We start from the raw sequence: 15,489 nt of genomic DNA, 5'->3' as shown, positions 1-15,489 counted from the left end.
ATGTCAGCCACTTCTGTTGATTCAAAACACGGAAGCGGTGGGATTTGAACCCACGAGGGAAGGTTTACTCCCCTACCTCCTTAGCAGGGAGGCGCTTTCGACCACTCAGCCACGCTTCCAAGAAGTAGCTCTTCGTTAGTTTAGCAGACACTCAGCAGAGACTTGAAACAACCCATGACTTTTTATCAAAGCGGGCACCACCGTCGCGCTCAAGCGCTGCGGCTGGGCTGCATTTGGGGCCACAGATAGACTAGCCCAGAGGCCAACGTCAGCGCCACCGCCGCCCAAAAGAGAATCTGTGCTGGCCCATCCCAGACCGCCGGTAGCGGGGCCAGCAGCAGGGCGATCGCCGCAATCTGAACTACGGTCTTGGCCTTGCCCCACAGGTTGGCCCCCGGTACCGCGCCCCCCTGCATGGCCGGGTTGACCCGCCAGCCGGAGATCGTAATTTCCCGCGCCACAATCAGAAACACCCCCCAGGCGGGCACCTGGCCCAGCCCCACCAGCATGAGCAGGGGGGCCAGCACCAGCAGCTTATCCACCAAAGGATCCAAAAACTTGCCTAGATCCGTCACCTGGTTGAGCCGCCGAGCCAGGTAGCCGTCGAGCCAGTCGGTACTCGCCGCCACCACAAAAATGCCCGCCGCCCACCAGCGCTGGGCCGCCGTTGGAGCCTGGAGCAGCACCAGCAGCAGCGGAACGCCGAGCAGGCGGGAGACGGTAATCCAGGTGGGAATGTTCATATAATTTTGGATTTTAGGTTTTGAATTTTAGAGTTAGGGAGAGTTGAGCAGTGTCTAGCGCTTCTCCATCAAAGTCCTTTTTGGCCTAAAGTTCCTCTTCCCCTGGGAGAGGGCTGGAACGCCCTAGCCCTTGACTTTGCCGAAGCGGCGATCGCGCTGCTGGTAGGCGTAGATCGCCTGGTGAAACTCCGAGGTGTCGAAGTCGGGCCACAGGGTGTCGGTCACGTAGATTTCAGCGTAGGCTAGCTGCCACAGCAAAAAGTTACTGATGCGCATTTCGCCGCTGGTGCGAATCAGCAGGTCGGGATCGCTGATCTCAGCGGTGTAGAGGTGGCGGCTGAATAGGGACTCGTCAATGGCGCTGGGGTCGAGGTCGCCCCGCTGCACCTGCTCTGCGATCGAGCGGCAGGCCTGCACAATCTCCTGCCGCCCGCCGTAGTTGGTGGCCACCGTAAACTCAATGCCGTGGTTACCCTGAGTCTGGGTCACCGCCTGGTGAATCTCGCCCTGGAGCGATCGCGGCAGCGCCGCCAGATTGCCCACAAAGCGAATGCGGACGTTTTCCTCCATCATCTCCAGCAGTTCCTGGCGCAGCACCCGCTCAAACAGCGCCATCAGAAAATCCACCTCTTCCACAGGGCGACCCCAGTTCTCGGTCGAAAAGGCGTAGGCCGTCAGCGCCCCAATGCCCCAGTCGCGGCAGCAGCGCAGCAGGGTTTTGAGCGTATCTACCCCACGGCGGTGGCCCATAATGCGCGGCAGCCCCCGGCGCTTAGCCCAGCGCCCGTTGCCATCCATAATCACCGCTACGTGATGGGGCAGGCGATCGGGCTTGAGGTCGGCGGGCAGGGCATGGCGAACAACAGGCTTGGTGGTCATTTTTTCTCTCGGGGAGACGATGAGGGGAGACGAAACAAGCGCAGTATGTAGGCAACCCCAAGGCTGCCCAGCCGCCGACTCAAGCTTCTGAGCTGGGGCGCCACCGCCTCGCGATCTACCGATTTAGAAAACTTAGACCGCAGAATACTGCGCAGGCGACTGCTAGTCAGAGGCCGATCTAGAATACCGCCTTCCGCCAGTGAAATAGAGCCTGTTTCCTCTGATACCACAACACAGAGACAGTGCTCTACCCGTTCAGTAATGCCCATCGCCGCCCGGTGGCGGGTGCCTAGCTGGCGCGAGGCCACCCGCTCCGAAATCGGCAAAATCACCCCCGCTGACGCAATCCGCGATCCCCGCACCAGCATGGCCCCATCGTGGAGCAGCGTGGTGGTTTGAAAAATAGTTTGAATCAGTTCCTTAGAAACTTCAGCGTTGATGCGCACCCCCGGCACCATAAAGTCGCGCTCGTCGATGAGCTTGTCGATTTCTAGAATTAGCAGTGCCCCGGTGCGATTTTGGGACAGTTCCTTCACAGCATCCACAATTTCGTCGATGACGTTATCGGGCTGGGGCATGGCCTCTCGCGACGGACTGAGCAACTCCCACACCCGCCCCTGGCCCAGCAGCTCCAGCAGTCGCCGAAACTCTCCCTGGAGCATAAAGGCCATGGCCACCGCCGAGCCAATCACCAGCTTGTCGAGCACAAACCCCAGCAGCGCTAACCCCAAAAACTTGCTCAAGGCCGCTGCCAGCATTAGAAAAATCAGCCCTCGCACCATCCACAGGGTGCGCTTTTCGCCAATGATGACGAGCACCACATAGCTCAGCAGCAGCACCAGCGCAATATCCAGCGCCTGTAACACGAACCTAACCTGGTCAAGGTTTGTTAGCCATTGCTCCCAGAGGTAGTTCATGCAGCGTTAGAGGATGGTGCCTGAGCGGCTGTGCGATGGGTTGGCCTGAGCACCCCCCTTAGCAAAACCTTGCCCGAGACTAGCAACGGTTGCTGGTTAGGTAGACTTTGCTTCGGGCCGGAGGGTTTCGGGCAGACAATCTTGCCGAAGCAAATCTGCCACGGTTTCCCGGCGAATAATCAGGGTGGCGTCGCCGTCGGCCACCAGCACCGCCGCAGGCCGAGGCACCCGGTTGTAGTTCGAAGCCATGCTGTAATTGTAGGCACCTGTGCCTGCAATAGTAACCACATCCCCGCTCTTCAACTCGGGCAGAGCCGCATCCTTAATTAGAATATCGCCAGACTCGCAGTGCTTACCGGCCAGGGTCACGGTTTCTGTCAGGGGCGCGGCCATGCGGTTGGCCACTAGCGCCCGGTACACCGACTGGTAGGTGATGGGGCGCGGGTTGTCAGACATGCCGCCGTCAATGGCGGCGTAGGTGCGCAGGCCGGGGATCACCTTTTGGCTGCCCACTCGGTAGGCGGTGACGCAGGCGGAGCCAATCAGCGATCGCCCAGGTTCGCACAGCAGCTTGGGCAGGGGAATATCGTGGGCTGTACAGGCCGCGATCACGCTCTCGCATACGGTCTTCACCCAGGTGTCAATGCTCGGCGGGTCGTCGCCCTCGGTGTAGCGAATGCCCAGACCACCGCCCACATCCAGTTCCGTCAGGGTGAGGCCGTGGCGCTGGGCGGTGACCATCCACTGGGCCATGACAGCCCCGAGGTCGGTATGAGGGTTCAGCTCAAAAATCTGCGAGCCAATGTGGGCATGGACTCCCAGGCAATTTAGCTGGGGCTGACCGCTGAGAAACTCAAACACGGCTTCGATCTGGTCGGGGTCAAAGCCAAACTTGCTGTCGAGGTGGCCGGTGCGGATATATTCATGGGTGTGGCACTCAATGCCGGGGGTGACCCGCAGCAAAATGGGCACGGTTTTGCCCTCCTTGGTAGCGATCTCTCCCAGAGTCTTGAGTTCGAGCCAGTTGTCGACCACCACCCGGCAGCCCACCTCGACCGCCAGAGTCAGCTCTTCAAAAGACTTGTTGTTGCCGTGGAAGTAGATGCGATCGCAGTTGGCCCCGGCTCCGGTGGCCGTGAGCAGTTCGCCCGCCGATACCACATCAATCCCCAGCCCCTCGTCGGTGACGATGGCGCACACCGCCAGGCAATTCCAGGCTTTCGATGCGTAGACAACCAGGGCATCGCCTGGATAGTAGCGCTCAAACCCCTGGCGATACTGGCGGCAGGCGGTGCGCAGCGTATGGTCGTCGAGAATATAGAGAGGTGTGCCAAACCGCTCGACGAGCTCTACCACGTCGCAGCCGCCGACGCTCAGGTGCTCGTCTGGGGTGGTGGTGGCGGTCAGGGGCAACAGCTGCTGGTTAGGGGACAGCGTGCCGTCGGGGTTGGCGGGGGGGAGGTACTGGCGGCTGTCTGCAATCGACGCCGGTGCCGGAGGGGTTGAAACCATAGACCTTGTGCTCATAGAAACGAAAGAAATGTTCAAACAATCATGCGAGACAGCCGCGACGCTACCGGCGGGGAGCCGTGGCCCTATTCCGCCCCAATGCCCAGTGTACAATTAAGGGCTGTGCCAGTTTTCTATACCAATCAAATCATCAGCACCTGTGGGCTATCTTTCTTGCCAGGCTCCATGCCAAGACGACATTGCTGCCCTGGTGGCCCTCGATCACCTCGCCCTGGGGGGGCTGTGGTCAGCGGAGGGCTACGGGCGCGAGATTGATAGCCCCAACAGCTGTCTGCTGATGCTGGTGCATAGCCCCTATGGTAGTCAGGGGCCGGGGGGCGATCTATCGACGGCTTCGATGGCGGGCCTGAAAACTTCCTCACCCCCCGATCCTCAGACCTTTCAGTCTTCACCGGGTGTCCAAGGGCGATCGCGCCCCCCACATCCACCTCGGCTAGGGGCCGTTGAGCCTTCAGCTTCCCGTGGTGCGGCAGATCCTGCGTCTTTAGAAAGTTCTGGCGAACCCATTCTCCTTGGCCTGGGCTGCTACTGGGCGATTTTAGATGAGGCTCACATTACGGTCTTGGCGATCGATCCTCGCTACCAGCGGCGGGGGCTGGGGAAATGGCTGTTGGTGAACTTGCTGACCGATGCCTGTGATCGTCAACGACCGGATCCAGATGAAGGCCATCGTACGCTTACCCGCGCCACCCTTGAGGTGCGTCCCTCCAACAGCCGCGCTCTGGCCCTCTACGAAAGCTTTGGGTTCGAGACCTTAGGGCTTCGCCGCCGCTACTACGCCGATGGCGAAGATGCCCTGATTCTGTGGCAAAATTCCCTTAAAACCGCTGAATTTCGCGATCGCCTCCAGCAGCAACGCAGTGCGGCAAGGCATCAACTTGGGCGGCAAGGATGGCAGATAACCGACAAAAAATTGCCCCTCAACCGAACCTAAAACCGAACCTTTAAAGTTGAGAAAATTTACATTTTCTCAAGGCGCAATCTATTGACAATGGGCGATCCCAACCAATTTCTAAGCCCAAAGGAGTAGCCAAAGGAAGCGCGGTAAACCGGCTGTTTAGTAGGGCACAACTGACAAAAATCGCTGTGCTAGAATTTGCCTATCCGGCACGCACCAGGTGATTAATACCATCATGTTTGAACGCTTCACAGAAAAAGCAATCAAGGTCATCATGCTGGCTCAGGAGGAAGCTCGTCGGCTCGGCCACAACTTTGTGGGTACCGAGCAGATTCTCCTGGGGTTAATTGGGGAAGGCACGGGCGTAGCCGCCAAGGTCTTGAAGTCGATGGGCGTCAACCTCAAGGACGCGCGCATTGAAGTTGAAAAGATCATTGGCCGTGGCTCCGGCTTTGTGGCCGTTGAAATTCCCTTTACCCCCCGAGCCAAGCGTGTGCTTGAACTCTCCCTGGAAGAGGCCCGCCAGCTCGGCCACAACTACATTGGTACCGAGCACCTGCTCCTGGGACTGATCCGCGAAGGCGAGGGGGTCGCGGCCCGCGTTCTCGAAAATCTGGGCGTTGACCTGTCTAAGGTGCGCACCCAAGTGATTCGCATGCTGGGTGAAACGGCGGAGGTGTCTGCCGGAAGCAGTGGTGGGCGCACCAAAACCCCCACCCTGGATGAGTTTGGCTCTAACTTGACCCAAATGGCCGCCGACGGCAAGCTCGATCCGGTGGTCGGTCGTCAGAAGGAAATTGAGCGCGTCATCCAAATTCTCGGTCGCCGTACTAAGAATAACCCGGTGCTGATCGGTGAGCCTGGCGTGGGTAAAACCGCGATCGCCGAAGGTCTAGCCCAGCGCATTGGCAACGGCGACGTGCCCGACATTCTCGAGGATCGCCGGGTGGTGACGTTGGATATTGGCCTGCTAGTGGCCGGTACCAAATACCGAGGCGAGTTTGAAGAGCGCCTCAAGAAAATCATGGATGAGATCCGCACCGCGGGCAATGTCATCCTGGTGATCGACGAAGTCCACACCCTGATTGGGGCGGGGGCTGCCGAAGGTGCGATCGACGCGGCCAACATCCTCAAGCCCGCCCTAGCCAGGGGTGAGCTTCAGTGCATTGGCGCGACAACGCTAGATGAGTACCGCAAGCACATCGAGCGCGACGCTGCCCTTGAGCGCCGCTTCCAGCCGGTGATGGTGGGCGAGCCCAGCGTGGATGAAACCATCGAGATTCTCCACGGCCTGCGCGATCGCTATGAGCAGCACCACAAGCTGAAGATCGCCGACGAAGCCCTGGAGGCTGCCGCCAAGCTGTCGGATCGCTATATCGCCGATCGCTTCCTGCCCGACAAGGCCATCGACTTGATCGATGAGGCGGGTTCTCGCGTGCGCCTGCTCAACTCCCAGCTGCCCCCGGCGGCGAAGGAGCTCGATCGCGAGCTGCGTCAGGTGCTGAAGGACAAAGACAACGCCGTGCGTTCCCAGGACTTTGACAAGGCCGGGGAGCTACGCGATCGAGAAATGGAGATCAAAGCCGAAATTCGGGCGATCGCCCAGAACAAGGTCAATGAAGACGCTGGCGGCGAAGAGAACATGCCCGTGGTAGGCGAAGAAGACATCGCCCACATTGTCGCCTCCTGGACTGGGGTGCCGGTGAGCAAACTCACCGAATCTGAGTCTGAGAAGCTGCTGCACATGGAAGACACCCTGCACCAGCGCCTAATTGGTCAAGACGAAGCCGTGAGGGCTATTTCCCGAGCCATTCGCCGCGCTCGGGTGGGCCTTAAAAACCCCAACCGGCCGATCGCCAGCTTTGTGTTCTCCGGCCCCACCGGGGTTGGTAAGACCGAGTTAGCCAAGTCTCTCGCCGCCTACTTCTTCGGCTCCGAAGAGTCGATGATTCGCCTGGATATGTCTGAGTTTATGGAGCGCCACACGGTCTCCAAACTGATTGGCTCGCCTCCGGGCTATGTGGGCTACAACGAGGGCGGTCAGCTCACCGAAGCAGTCCGCCGTCGGCCCTACACCGTGGTGTTGTTCGACGAGATCGAGAAGGCCCACCCCGATGTCTTCAACATGCTGCTGCAAATTCTGGAAGACGGTCGCCTGACCGATGCTAAGGGCCGCACGGTTGACTTCAAGAACACCCTGCTGATCATGACCTCTAACATTGGCTCCAAGGTGATCGAGAAGGGCGGCGGCGGTCTCGGCTTCGAGTTTGAGCAAGACCAGGCTGAGTCGCAGTACAACCGCATTCGCTCCCTGGTGAACGAAGAACTCAAGCAGTACTTCCGCCCTGAGTTCCTCAACCGTCTCGACGAAATCATCGTCTTCCGTCAGCTCACCAAGGACGAGGTCAAGGAAATCTCCGACATCCTGTTGAAGGAGGTGTTCGGTCGGCTTACCGAGAAGAACATCCACCTCCAGGTCACCGAGCGCTTCAAAGAGCGCTTGGTGGAAGAGGGCTATAACCCCAGCTACGGGGCAAGGCCGCTGCGTCGGGCGATTATGCGTCTGCTCGAAGACACCCTGGCCGAGGAGATTCTTTCCGGTCGTCTGGGCGATGGTGACACCGCCACCGTCGATGTTGACGACACCGGCAAGGTTGTGATCCAGTCTGAGCAGAAGCGAGAGCTGATCTCTGCCGAGAGCTAAAACCTGCATCATCAGTTGTTGACAATGCCGTTCTCTGGTGAGGACGGCATTTTATTGTTTACCCTGATGGGGTCATGCGGTAGCGGCCTAGAGCCGCTATGCTGGCATCACCTTTGAGAGGTTTCACCATGGGCGATGTTACCGACTGTGAAAAACTGGCCGGGGTGTTTAACCGAGCCAGCGAGCAAGGCAAAGGGGCCTTTTGCCAAATGCTCTGGGGCAACCAGCCCGAAGATGTGCAGGCCCAGCTTAAACCGTTGCTCAGTCAATCAACCATTGACCTGCTAGATGCGGCGATTAGCCCGCCGCAATAGTCTTTCACAATGCACCTCTGAATGCTAAAACGAGTCTATGAAGATAAACGGCGAGCCAACTAGAACCATTCGTCTGCACCCAGAGAGCCCTGGCATTGTGCAGGTGATTGACCAACGCCAGCTGCCCCACCAACTCACCTGGATGGATCTGACCTCCGTGGATGAGGCCGCCTACGCCATCAAAGATATGGTGGTGCGAGGTGCCCCGCTCATTGGGGCAACTGCCGGCATGGGCATGTACCTGGCAGCATTGGAAGCGGTTTCGGCGCAGGACTTTCGCCGTTTTTTAGAACAGGCCGCCCAAACCCTGGGCCAGACCCGACCCACCGCCGTCAATTTGCACTGGGCGCTGAACTCTCAGATCCAGGTGCTTCAGCAGGCGGCAACGCCATCCGAAGCCGTAGATCGGCTGCGGCAAAACGCTGAGGACATTCTCGACGCCGATGAAGAGCAGTGTCGCCAGATCGGGCTCCACGGCTTGTCCCTGATCGAGGAAATCTACGCCCGTACTGGGCAGACCGTCAATATTTTGACCCACTGCAATGCGGGCTGGCTGGCCTGTGTAGACTGGGGCACCGCCACCTCACCGATGTACCAAGCCCACGATCGCGGCATTCCCCTCCACGTTTGGGTAGACGAAACCCGCCCCCGCAACCAGGGTGCCAAGCTCACCGCCTGGGAACTGGGCCAGCATGGGGTGCCTCACACGGTTATTCCAGACAACGCTGGGGGCCACTTGATGCAGCATGGCCAGGTTGATCTGGTGATTGTGGGCACCGATCGCACCACCCGCCAGGGCGATGTCGCCAACAAAATTGGCACCTACCTTAAGGCTCTAGCCGCCTACGACAACGGAGTGCCCTTCTATGTGGCGCTGCCCTCCTCCACCCTAGACTGGGCCCTGCGGGACGGCGTGCGCGAAATCCCCATCGAGCAGCGTAGCCAGGAGGAAGTGAAGTACATGGACGGTCTCTCCCCCCACGGCGTTACCTCAGTGCTGATCTGCCCAGAATCGTCCCCCGCTGCCAACTACGGCTTTGACGTTACCCCCGCTCGTTTGGTGACCGGGCTAATTACCGAACGGGGCATCTGCCCGGCCTCGGAGACTGGGCTGCTCAGCCTGTTTCCAGAACAGGCGGCATCCTAAGGGCCAGACCATGACCACCCCCAGTGAAGGCGTCACGGATGAGGGCGTCATCAAATATGATTGCCATTGGACGCCGGGTGCTCCGGTGTCCGCATCCGATTTGGCTGAGTTGATGGCGTGGCGCGATCGCCTATGGCAGGCCAAGCAAATTGGCCTCTATCCCAACGGCATCGGCTACGGCAATATCAGCCTCAGACTATCGGCCCACAGCTTTGCCGTTTCTGGCACCCAGACCGGCCATTTGGCCCAGACTACCGATTATCACTACACCCTGGTAAATGACTGGGATATCGATCGCAATACCCTACGCTGCACTGGCCCTGTTAAGGCCTCATCGGAATCTCTGACCCATGCGGCTCTATACGATTACAGCGACGCGATTCAAGCGATTATCCACGTCCACAACCGCGATCTGTGGCAGCGCTACCGGGGGGTGCTGCCCACCACGGCTGTCACCGTTCCCTACGGTACCCCGGCGATGGCCTATGCTATGCAGCAGCTGTTGCAGCATGGCGATTTGAACCAAAAGCGCATGTTGATCATGGCGGGGCATGAGGAAGGGGTACTCGTCTTTGGCCCTACCCTGAATTCGGCGGCCCAGGTACTGTATCAGCACATGGATGGGGATTAGCACCCACCTGTTCGGGAACTCCTGTGCTCTCAAATCGCCTGGATTGGGGCCGCTGCACGGGATGATATCCGCGTTGGGATGATGGAATTTGTCGTTGAAGACCCAACGTCAAAGCCCGTTTAGAGTTGCGTTAGGTCACGGCTGCCCCCCATCCTGCGCGTCCCTTGCTACAGTCGATAGGCAGATTAAGACGCAGCACAGCAGGAGCACCATCGTGGATCAATGGCAGCAGGGGGAAACCCTTGATCTGGAAATTACCGACCTGAGCAGCAGCGGCGACGGCATTGGCCGCTGGCAGGAGCGGGTGGTGTTTGTGCCTGACACGGTGCCTGGCGACACGGTGCGGGCGCGGCTGGTGCAGGCTAAACCAACCTTTGGCCGAGCCAAGGTGCGACAGTTACTGACGCCTTCCCCCGATCGCATCCGAGCCGCCTGCATTGTGGCCGACAAGTGCGGCGGCTGCCAGTGGCAGTCGATTAGCTACTCAGCTCAGCTGGTGGCTAAACAGCAGCAGGTGCTCGATGCCTTTACTCGCATCGGTGGCTTTGAAGAGCCTCTAGTGTTGCCAATTCTGGGTTCTGACGCGCCCCTGGGCTACCGCAATAAGGCCACCTACCCTTTGGGGCGATCGCCCGAAGGCCAGGTCAAGGCGGGCTACTTTCGCCAGGGCAGCCACAAACTGGTCAACCTCAACCAGTGCCCCGTGCAGGATGAGCGGCTTAACCCCATGCTGGCTGAGATCAAACGCGACCTGCAAGACCGGGGCTGGTCGATCTACAACGAGGGCAAGCACCAGGGGCGGCTGCGCCACCTGTCGCTGCGGGTGGGGCGTCGCACTGGGCAACAGCTGCTAACGCTGGTCTCCACCGCCCCAAACCTCAAAGATATTGAGCTCCAGGCCCAGGAGTGGCGAGAGCGTTACCCGGATCTAGTCGGGGTCTGCGTCAACCTCAACCCCGACAAAACCAACGCCATTTTTGGGGCCGAAACCCTGGTGATTGACGGCGTCCCCTATATCGAAGAAATCTTTGCCGGGCTGCGGTTTCAAATTCACGCCACCACGTTCTTTCAGGTCAACACCGAGCAGGCCGAGCGGGTCTTGCAGGTGATTTTAGATGAGCTTCAGCTCACCGGCATCGAAACGATGATCGATGCTTACTGCGGTGTCGGCACCCTCACGCTGCCTCTGGCTCAAAAGGCTAAGCGGGTGATGGGTCTAGAGGTTCAGGCCGAGGCCGTGGCCCAGGGCTTGGCCAATGCGGGGCTCAACGGCATCGACAATGTTGAGTTTCGGGCCGGGGATGTGGGGGTACTGTTGACCGAGGCAGCCGCAAGCCTGAACGATCCGGTAGATGTTGTAGTGCTGGATCCACCTCGCAAGGGCTGCGATCGCCCCATGCTTGACGCCCTGCTCGAACTTCATCCCCCTCGCATCGTCTACATGAGTTGTGACCCCGCTACCCTGGCCCGCGATCTCAAGATTCTGCGGGATGAGGGCGGTTATACCCTGGTTAAGGCCCAGCCCGCCGACTTCTTTCCGCAGACCCCCCACGTAGAATGCGTCGCATTTCTGGTAGCGTAAAAGCCAGATTGGTTTTACTGCGTTTCTCTCCGCTCCTATGAAGTTCAGCACCATTGCCGACAAAATTCAGATTACTACCGCCTCTAGTCTGACGGTGAACCCTGGTCATGATCCCGACATCATTGGGGTGGCTGCCGTTGACCAGGCCTCGTTCGGCATGCTGAGCTACATCGAAGGTGACAAGTTTGCCACCTTTGTCGATACCACCGAGGCGGGGGCGCTAATTTTGCCCCAGAACCCAGTGCTCCAGACTAAGGCCACCGATCGCGGCATTGCCTGGCTAAGCGCTCCTGACCCGCGATTGGCCTTTGCCCGAGCCATTGGGCTGTTCTATACGCCCTTTCAGCCCGCCCCTGGCATCCACCCTAGCGCTGTGATTGACTCCACCGCCGTCTGTGGTGAAAATGTCTCCATCGGGGCCAACGCGGTGATTCAGGCGGGTGTCCATCTGGGAACAGGGGTCTGCATTCACCCCAACGTGGTGATCTACCCCAATGCACGGGTGGGCGATCGCACCGTGCTCCACGCCAACTGCGTCATCCATGAGCGCACCCAGATCGGAGCCGACTGCGCCATTCACAGCGGGGCGGTGATCGGGGCCGAAGGCTTTGGCTTTGTGCCCACCCCCCAGGGCTGGGAAAAGATGGAGCAGTCGGGTATTGTCACCATTGAAGACGGCGTGCGGGTGGGCAGCAATACTACAATCGATCGCCCTGCCGTCGGCACGACTCGCGTCGGGCGCGGCACCAAGCTTGACAACCTAGTGCACATTGCCCACGGCTGCCAGGTCGGTGAGGGTGTCGTCATGGCCGGACAAGTGGGCATGGCTGGGGGCGTTATCATCGGCAACCGGGTGATTTTGGCGGGACAGGTAGGCATCGCCAACCAGGCGGTAATTGGTGACGGCGCGATCGCTACGGCTAAAGCCGGGATCCATAACGACGTAGCCCCCGGCGAAATCGTCACCGGCATGCCTGCCCTGCCCCACAAGGTTTTTCTCAAAGCCTCAGCTGTATACCGTCGCCTGCCCGAAATGTACAAAACCATCCGAAGCCTACAAAAGCATCTGCCCTAGCCCATGGATCACCAGCCCATGCCTCCTGCCCAGGACAACGACACCGACATTCAGCAGGAACTGCGCCTCAGCCGCCGGTTTACCCTAGCGGATGCCATCGGCCAGGAGGCGGGCAGTTTCATGAAAGGGGAATCTCCCATTCCTCGGCTGGTGCAGGCCAGGCACGGAGCCCAGCAAGCGCTGAAAGAATCTTTGGTAGATGGGCCCGGCGCGCTGCATCGGGTTTTGGAGCAGTGGCTGGTGGATGATGACAGCCGCCTCAGTCGATATGTAGGGCAGCCCGTCGAAGCCGTGAAAGATTTGCTGGTAACAGTGCTGCGATCGCCCGCCACCTTTTACGAACTGGTGCGCCAAACCGATGTCACCTGGGGGCAAATCTACGATAGTCGGCCCCACTTTCAGCAGCCTGGTCAACCCGCCCATCCCGACGACGAATACACCCACGAGTCGGTGCGAGAGACCTTGGAGTGCTGCCTGCACGTTCTCAACCAGCCGCCCACAGTACAGGATTTTGAAGCAAAGCCTGAGTAATTCCATCGTCGAATATAGTCATCGCCACTGGGGTTAAAATCAGCGAAGACAACCCGCATTGAATCAGGACTTAGCATAACCTAACAGCCCTATAGTGAAAAAACCGCTGTTGCTAAACACAACAGCGGCCAGGAGCACTAGTCACTTGAAAGACATCAGACGGTAAAGTCCGGATCGATACCGCGCCACACCGCTACTAACCGTCCCTGTACATCTACCAAATCCGCTGGAAACTCCATAACTGGATAGTTGGGGTTGGCAGGCTTGAGATGCACCTGATTACCCTGGCGGTGGAATGACTTGAGGGTAGTGCCGCTTTCCACCCGAGCCGCAACAATGGTCCCCTCCCGAATTCCCTGGGGATCTTTTACTGGCCGCATAATCACCACATCCCCGTCTTGGATCATGGCCTCAATCATACTGTCTCCGGTGACCTTGAGAGCATAGTCGCCCGACTGAATGGGCAGCCCGTTAAGGTCAAGGCGCTCGACGGCATCGGTGAACGCTTCGTTAACAAAGCCAGCGGCAATGGTGCCAAGAATGGGCACGCCCCGAACGTCATCTTTAACGCGAATAGTGCGCGCTTTGCCCTCGCTCCACTCAATGTAGCCCTTATTTTTGAGGTGCTCTAAGCGACTTTGAATGGGAGCCGGAGAACGCAGGTTCATTGCCCGCATCATTTGGCGAATAGAGGGAGAGTGCTGATTGGCCCGGATATACTCAACTAGCCAGTCGTAGAGCTCCTGTTGGGCGGTTGTTAAGGATTCCATAGAGATTTAGCCACGGCGTTGGGTTATGTCATGGAACAAGTGTACCAACTGAGCGGCGATCTGTCTACTCTAGCAACAAACCTTTGGGTAAGTCAGTACTAACACCAAATCTGATGCCAATCCCGCTGCTTCCCCAGAGCGAGCCAAAGGGTCAGAGGCTGGTTTCCCCTACTCATTCCCGCTTGGAAATGTTGCTGAGCCCGTACGTGATGATTGACATATTAAAGCAGCCATTGCATAACGACTAAAAAGGCTGCCTTTGGGCAGCCTTTTGTTCAGTCTAGAGGGCTAAAATTTAAGCCAATTTAACGGATGTACTCTTTTAGAATGCTGTTGCGGTTGGGGTGACGCAGCTTACGCAGAGCCTTGGCTTCGATCTGGCGAATGCGCTCGCGGGTGACGTTAAAGATCTGGCCAATTTCTTCCAGGGTCTTCATCCGGCCGTCGTCGAGACCATAGCGTAGGCGCAGCACATCGCGTTCGCGGGGGCTGAGGGTGCCCAAGACACTCTCTAGGTCTTCCCGCAGCAAGCTCTTGGACACCTGGTCTTCAGGGGTTTCGCCGTCAGACTCAATGAAGTCGCCAAGGCGAGAGTCTTCTTCTTTACCGATGGGGGTTTCGAGGGAGATGGGTAGCTGGGCCGACTTAGCGATAAACCGCAGCTTCTCGATGGTCATTTCCATACGAGTGGCGATTTCTTCTTCGGTGGGCTTGCGGCCTAGCTCTTGGGAGAGCAGCTTGGTGGTTTTTTTAATGCGAGAAATGGTTTCGTAGAGGTGCACCGGCAGGCGGATGGTGCGCGACTGATCGGCGATCGCCCGGGTGATCGCCTGGCGAATCCACCAAGTGGCGTAGGTAGAGAACTTATAGCCCTTCTCGTGGTCAAATTTTTCAGCGGCGCGGATCAGGCCCAAACTACCTTCTTGAATGAGGTCTTGGAAGGAGAGCCCGCGGTTCATGTATTTCTTGGCGATCGAGACCACCAGACGCAGGTTAGACTGCACCATTTTGTCTTTAGCTCGCCGACCAATGTGCAGACGGTGGCGGAAGCTGGCCACGGTATAGTCTTTGCCTTCGTCTTGGCCAACGGCGGCGGCCCATTCGATATCAGACGGTTCCCGTTCGAGGGAGTCGAATAGCTCGTCTTGAATGCGCTCTAGCTTAAGCAAATCGGCGATCTTGCGGGCTAGCTCAATTTCTTCTTCGGCCCGCAGTAGGCGAATACGACCAATCTCTTGCAGGTAGAGACGAATGGAGTCTTCGGTGTAGTGGCGCTTTTTGGTCTGAGCTCGGCGGCGGGTTACTTTACCCTTCGGCGCTTTGTCATCAGCGACGGCCTCGTCATCTTGGGCAACAAAATTCTCGTCACTATCGTTACCGTCGATCAGTAGATCGAGTTCAGTTTCAGGGTTGATAGTGCCGAGCAGATGATTTGCTTGGGTCATGCCGCGAACCTCGTGCTCCTTAAAATTGAAAGACAAAGACTGTGATCAGATTAACAGCTCCGTTAGATAGATGCCCACAGTTCCGAAAAAGTGCGGATCTATTTTCTAGAACTCAGTGATCAATGCCTAGCCACCTAGACGTTTACGATACTGGCTTGGTGCTGTTAGCCCGGGCTCGCCTCCGCCTCTATCTAGAGAAATACATCAGCGCCGCCATGGCCTTTCAATTTTAACTGCAATGCCAGGTGATGTACCACCCCAACTTTGCGGAAAACTTTTGAATTGGCTGAAATGCTTAAGGCACAGTCAAAACGCCTGGTTCA

The 15,489-nt window shown here is 58.3% G+C and carries 14 protein-coding genes and 1 tRNA gene; 8 read left to right on the top strand and 7 right to left on the bottom strand.

Annotated elements, in window-relative coordinates; genetic code table 11:
• Nucleotides 1–29 precede the first annotated feature (29 nt).
• The 5 genes from VB780_RS02985 to lysA all read right to left on the bottom strand — a co-directional run bounded on the left by VB780_RS02985 (nucleotide 30) and on the right by lysA (nucleotide 4,051).
• Nucleotides 30–119: transfer RNA gene (locus VB780_RS02985), tRNA-Ser, on the bottom strand.
• Between the two features lie 90 nt (nucleotides 120–209).
• A complete protein-coding gene (pgsA, locus tag VB780_RS02980; protein ID WP_323349649.1) occupies nucleotides 210–743 on the bottom strand; it encodes a CDP-diacylglycerol--glycerol-3-phosphate 3-phosphatidyltransferase in 534 nt (177 codons plus the stop codon).
• 123 nt (nucleotides 744–866) lie between these two features.
• Nucleotides 867–1,622, bottom strand: coding sequence for an isoprenyl transferase (locus tag VB780_RS02975; RefSeq protein ID WP_323349648.1), 756 nt, complete (start codon nucleotides 1,620–1,622; stop codon nucleotides 867–869).
• Nucleotides 1,619–2,539, bottom strand: a complete 921-nt coding sequence (cdaA, locus tag VB780_RS02970; RefSeq protein ID WP_323349647.1) for a diadenylate cyclase CdaA — start codon at nucleotides 2,537–2,539, stop codon at nucleotides 1,619–1,621. Before cdaA ends, VB780_RS02975 begins: the two co-directional genes overlap by 4 nt.
• A 96-nt stretch (nucleotides 2,540–2,635) precedes the next feature.
• A complete protein-coding gene (gene lysA / locus VB780_RS02965; protein ID WP_323349646.1) occupies nucleotides 2,636–4,051 on the bottom strand; it encodes a diaminopimelate decarboxylase in 1,416 nt (471 codons plus the stop codon).
• Nucleotides 4,052–4,208: 157 nt separating this feature from the next.
• On the opposite strand from lysA, the gene VB780_RS02960 reads away from it, so the two are divergent.
• The 8 genes from VB780_RS02960 (at nucleotide 4,209) to VB780_RS02925 (ending at nucleotide 12,951) form a co-directional block, all read left to right on the top strand.
• Nucleotides 4,209–5,003, top strand: coding sequence for a GNAT family N-acetyltransferase (locus VB780_RS02960; RefSeq protein ID WP_323349645.1), 795 nt, complete (start codon nucleotides 4,209–4,211; stop codon nucleotides 5,001–5,003).
• Between the two features lie 199 nt (nucleotides 5,004–5,202).
• Nucleotides 5,203–7,671, top strand: a complete 2,469-nt coding sequence (locus VB780_RS02955) for an ATP-dependent Clp protease ATP-binding subunit (RefSeq protein WP_323349644.1) — start codon at nucleotides 5,203–5,205, stop codon at nucleotides 7,669–7,671.
• Between the two features lie 128 nt (nucleotides 7,672–7,799).
• A complete protein-coding gene (locus VB780_RS02950; RefSeq protein WP_323349643.1) occupies nucleotides 7,800–7,985 on the top strand; it encodes a hypothetical protein in 186 nt (61 codons plus the stop codon).
• A gap of 37 nt (nucleotides 7,986–8,022) precedes the next feature.
• A complete protein-coding gene (gene mtnA / locus VB780_RS02945; protein ID WP_323349642.1) occupies nucleotides 8,023–9,132 on the top strand; it encodes an S-methyl-5-thioribose-1-phosphate isomerase in 1,110 nt (369 codons plus the stop codon).
• 10 nt (nucleotides 9,133–9,142) lie between these two features.
• Entirely contained in the window at nucleotides 9,143–9,763 is a 621-nt protein-coding gene (locus tag VB780_RS02940; RefSeq protein WP_323349641.1) for a class II aldolase/adducin family protein, read from the top strand.
• A gap of 214 nt (nucleotides 9,764–9,977) precedes the next feature.
• Nucleotides 9,978–11,345: a 23S rRNA (uracil(1939)-C(5))-methyltransferase RlmD gene (gene rlmD / locus VB780_RS02935; protein WP_323349640.1), complete on the top strand. Its 1,368-nt coding sequence runs from the start codon at nucleotides 9,978–9,980 to the stop codon at nucleotides 11,343–11,345.
• Between the two features lie 37 nt (nucleotides 11,346–11,382).
• Nucleotides 11,383–12,420: a UDP-3-O-(3-hydroxymyristoyl)glucosamine N-acyltransferase gene (gene lpxD, locus VB780_RS02930; protein ID WP_323349639.1), complete on the top strand. Its 1,038-nt coding sequence runs from the start codon at nucleotides 11,383–11,385 to the stop codon at nucleotides 12,418–12,420.
• Nucleotides 12,421–12,438: 18 nt separating this feature from the next.
• The gene (locus tag VB780_RS02925; RefSeq protein ID WP_323349638.1) at nucleotides 12,439–12,951 is read left to right on the top strand and encodes a hypothetical protein; all 513 of its coding nucleotides are present in this window, start codon (nucleotides 12,439–12,441) and stop codon (nucleotides 12,949–12,951) included.
• A 155-nt stretch (nucleotides 12,952–13,106) separates the two neighbouring features.
• Here VB780_RS02925 and lexA read toward each other — a convergent pair whose 3' ends face one another.
• Nucleotides 13,107–13,721 carry a transcriptional repressor LexA gene (gene lexA / locus VB780_RS02920; protein ID WP_323349637.1) on the bottom strand — a complete coding sequence of 205 codons (615 nt, stop codon included), beginning with the start codon at nucleotides 13,719–13,721 and terminating at the stop codon, nucleotides 13,107–13,109.
• 305 nt (nucleotides 13,722–14,026) lie between these two features.
• Complete coding sequence (rpoD, locus tag VB780_RS02915) at nucleotides 14,027–15,166, bottom strand: RNA polymerase sigma factor RpoD (protein ID WP_323349636.1); 1,140 nt, start codon at nucleotides 15,164–15,166, stop codon at nucleotides 14,027–14,029.
• Nucleotides 15,167–15,489 lie beyond the last annotated feature (323 nt).

This window comes from Leptolyngbya sp. CCNP1308 (assembly GCF_034932455.1).
Lineage (GTDB): Bacteria > Cyanobacteriota > Cyanobacteriia > Phormidesmidales > Phormidesmidaceae > Nodosilinea.
The sequence above is the reverse complement of the archived record's forward strand: the minus strand, read 5'-3'. Positions and strand labels throughout refer to the sequence as shown.

What these genes read in the sequence shown, in the direction of transcription:
- VB780_RS02950 (WP_323349643.1), top strand. Translation starts at nt 7,800, where the DNA reads ATGGGCGATGTTACCGACTGTGAAAAACTGGCCGGGGTGTTTAACCGA.
- VB780_RS02975 (WP_323349648.1), bottom strand. Translation starts at nt 1,622, where the DNA reads ATGACCACCAAGCCTGTTGTTCGCCATGCCCTGCCCGCCGACCTCAAG.
- VB780_RS02925 (WP_323349638.1), top strand. Translation starts at nt 12,439, where the DNA reads ATGCCTCCTGCCCAGGACAACGACACCGACATTCAGCAGGAACTGCGC.
- mtnA (WP_323349642.1), top strand. Translation starts at nt 8,023, where the DNA reads ATGAAGATAAACGGCGAGCCAACTAGAACCATTCGTCTGCACCCAGAG.
- lexA (WP_323349637.1), bottom strand. Translation starts at nt 13,721, where the DNA reads ATGGAATCCTTAACAACCGCCCAACAGGAGCTCTACGACTGGCTAGTT.
- VB780_RS02940 (WP_323349641.1), top strand. Translation starts at nt 9,143, where the DNA reads ATGACCACCCCCAGTGAAGGCGTCACGGATGAGGGCGTCATCAAATAT.
- lysA (WP_323349646.1), bottom strand. Translation starts at nt 4,051, where the DNA reads ATGGTTTCAACCCCTCCGGCACCGGCGTCGATTGCAGACAGCCGCCAG.
- VB780_RS02955 (WP_323349644.1), top strand. Translation starts at nt 5,203, where the DNA reads ATGTTTGAACGCTTCACAGAAAAAGCAATCAAGGTCATCATGCTGGCT.
- rpoD (WP_323349636.1), bottom strand. Translation starts at nt 15,166, where the DNA reads ATGACCCAAGCAAATCATCTGCTCGGCACTATCAACCCTGAAACTGAA.
- cdaA (WP_323349647.1), bottom strand. Translation starts at nt 2,539, where the DNA reads ATGAACTACCTCTGGGAGCAATGGCTAACAAACCTTGACCAGGTTAGG.
- lpxD (WP_323349639.1), top strand. Translation starts at nt 11,383, where the DNA reads ATGAAGTTCAGCACCATTGCCGACAAAATTCAGATTACTACCGCCTCT.
- pgsA (WP_323349649.1), bottom strand. Translation starts at nt 743, where the DNA reads ATGAACATTCCCACCTGGATTACCGTCTCCCGCCTGCTCGGCGTTCCG.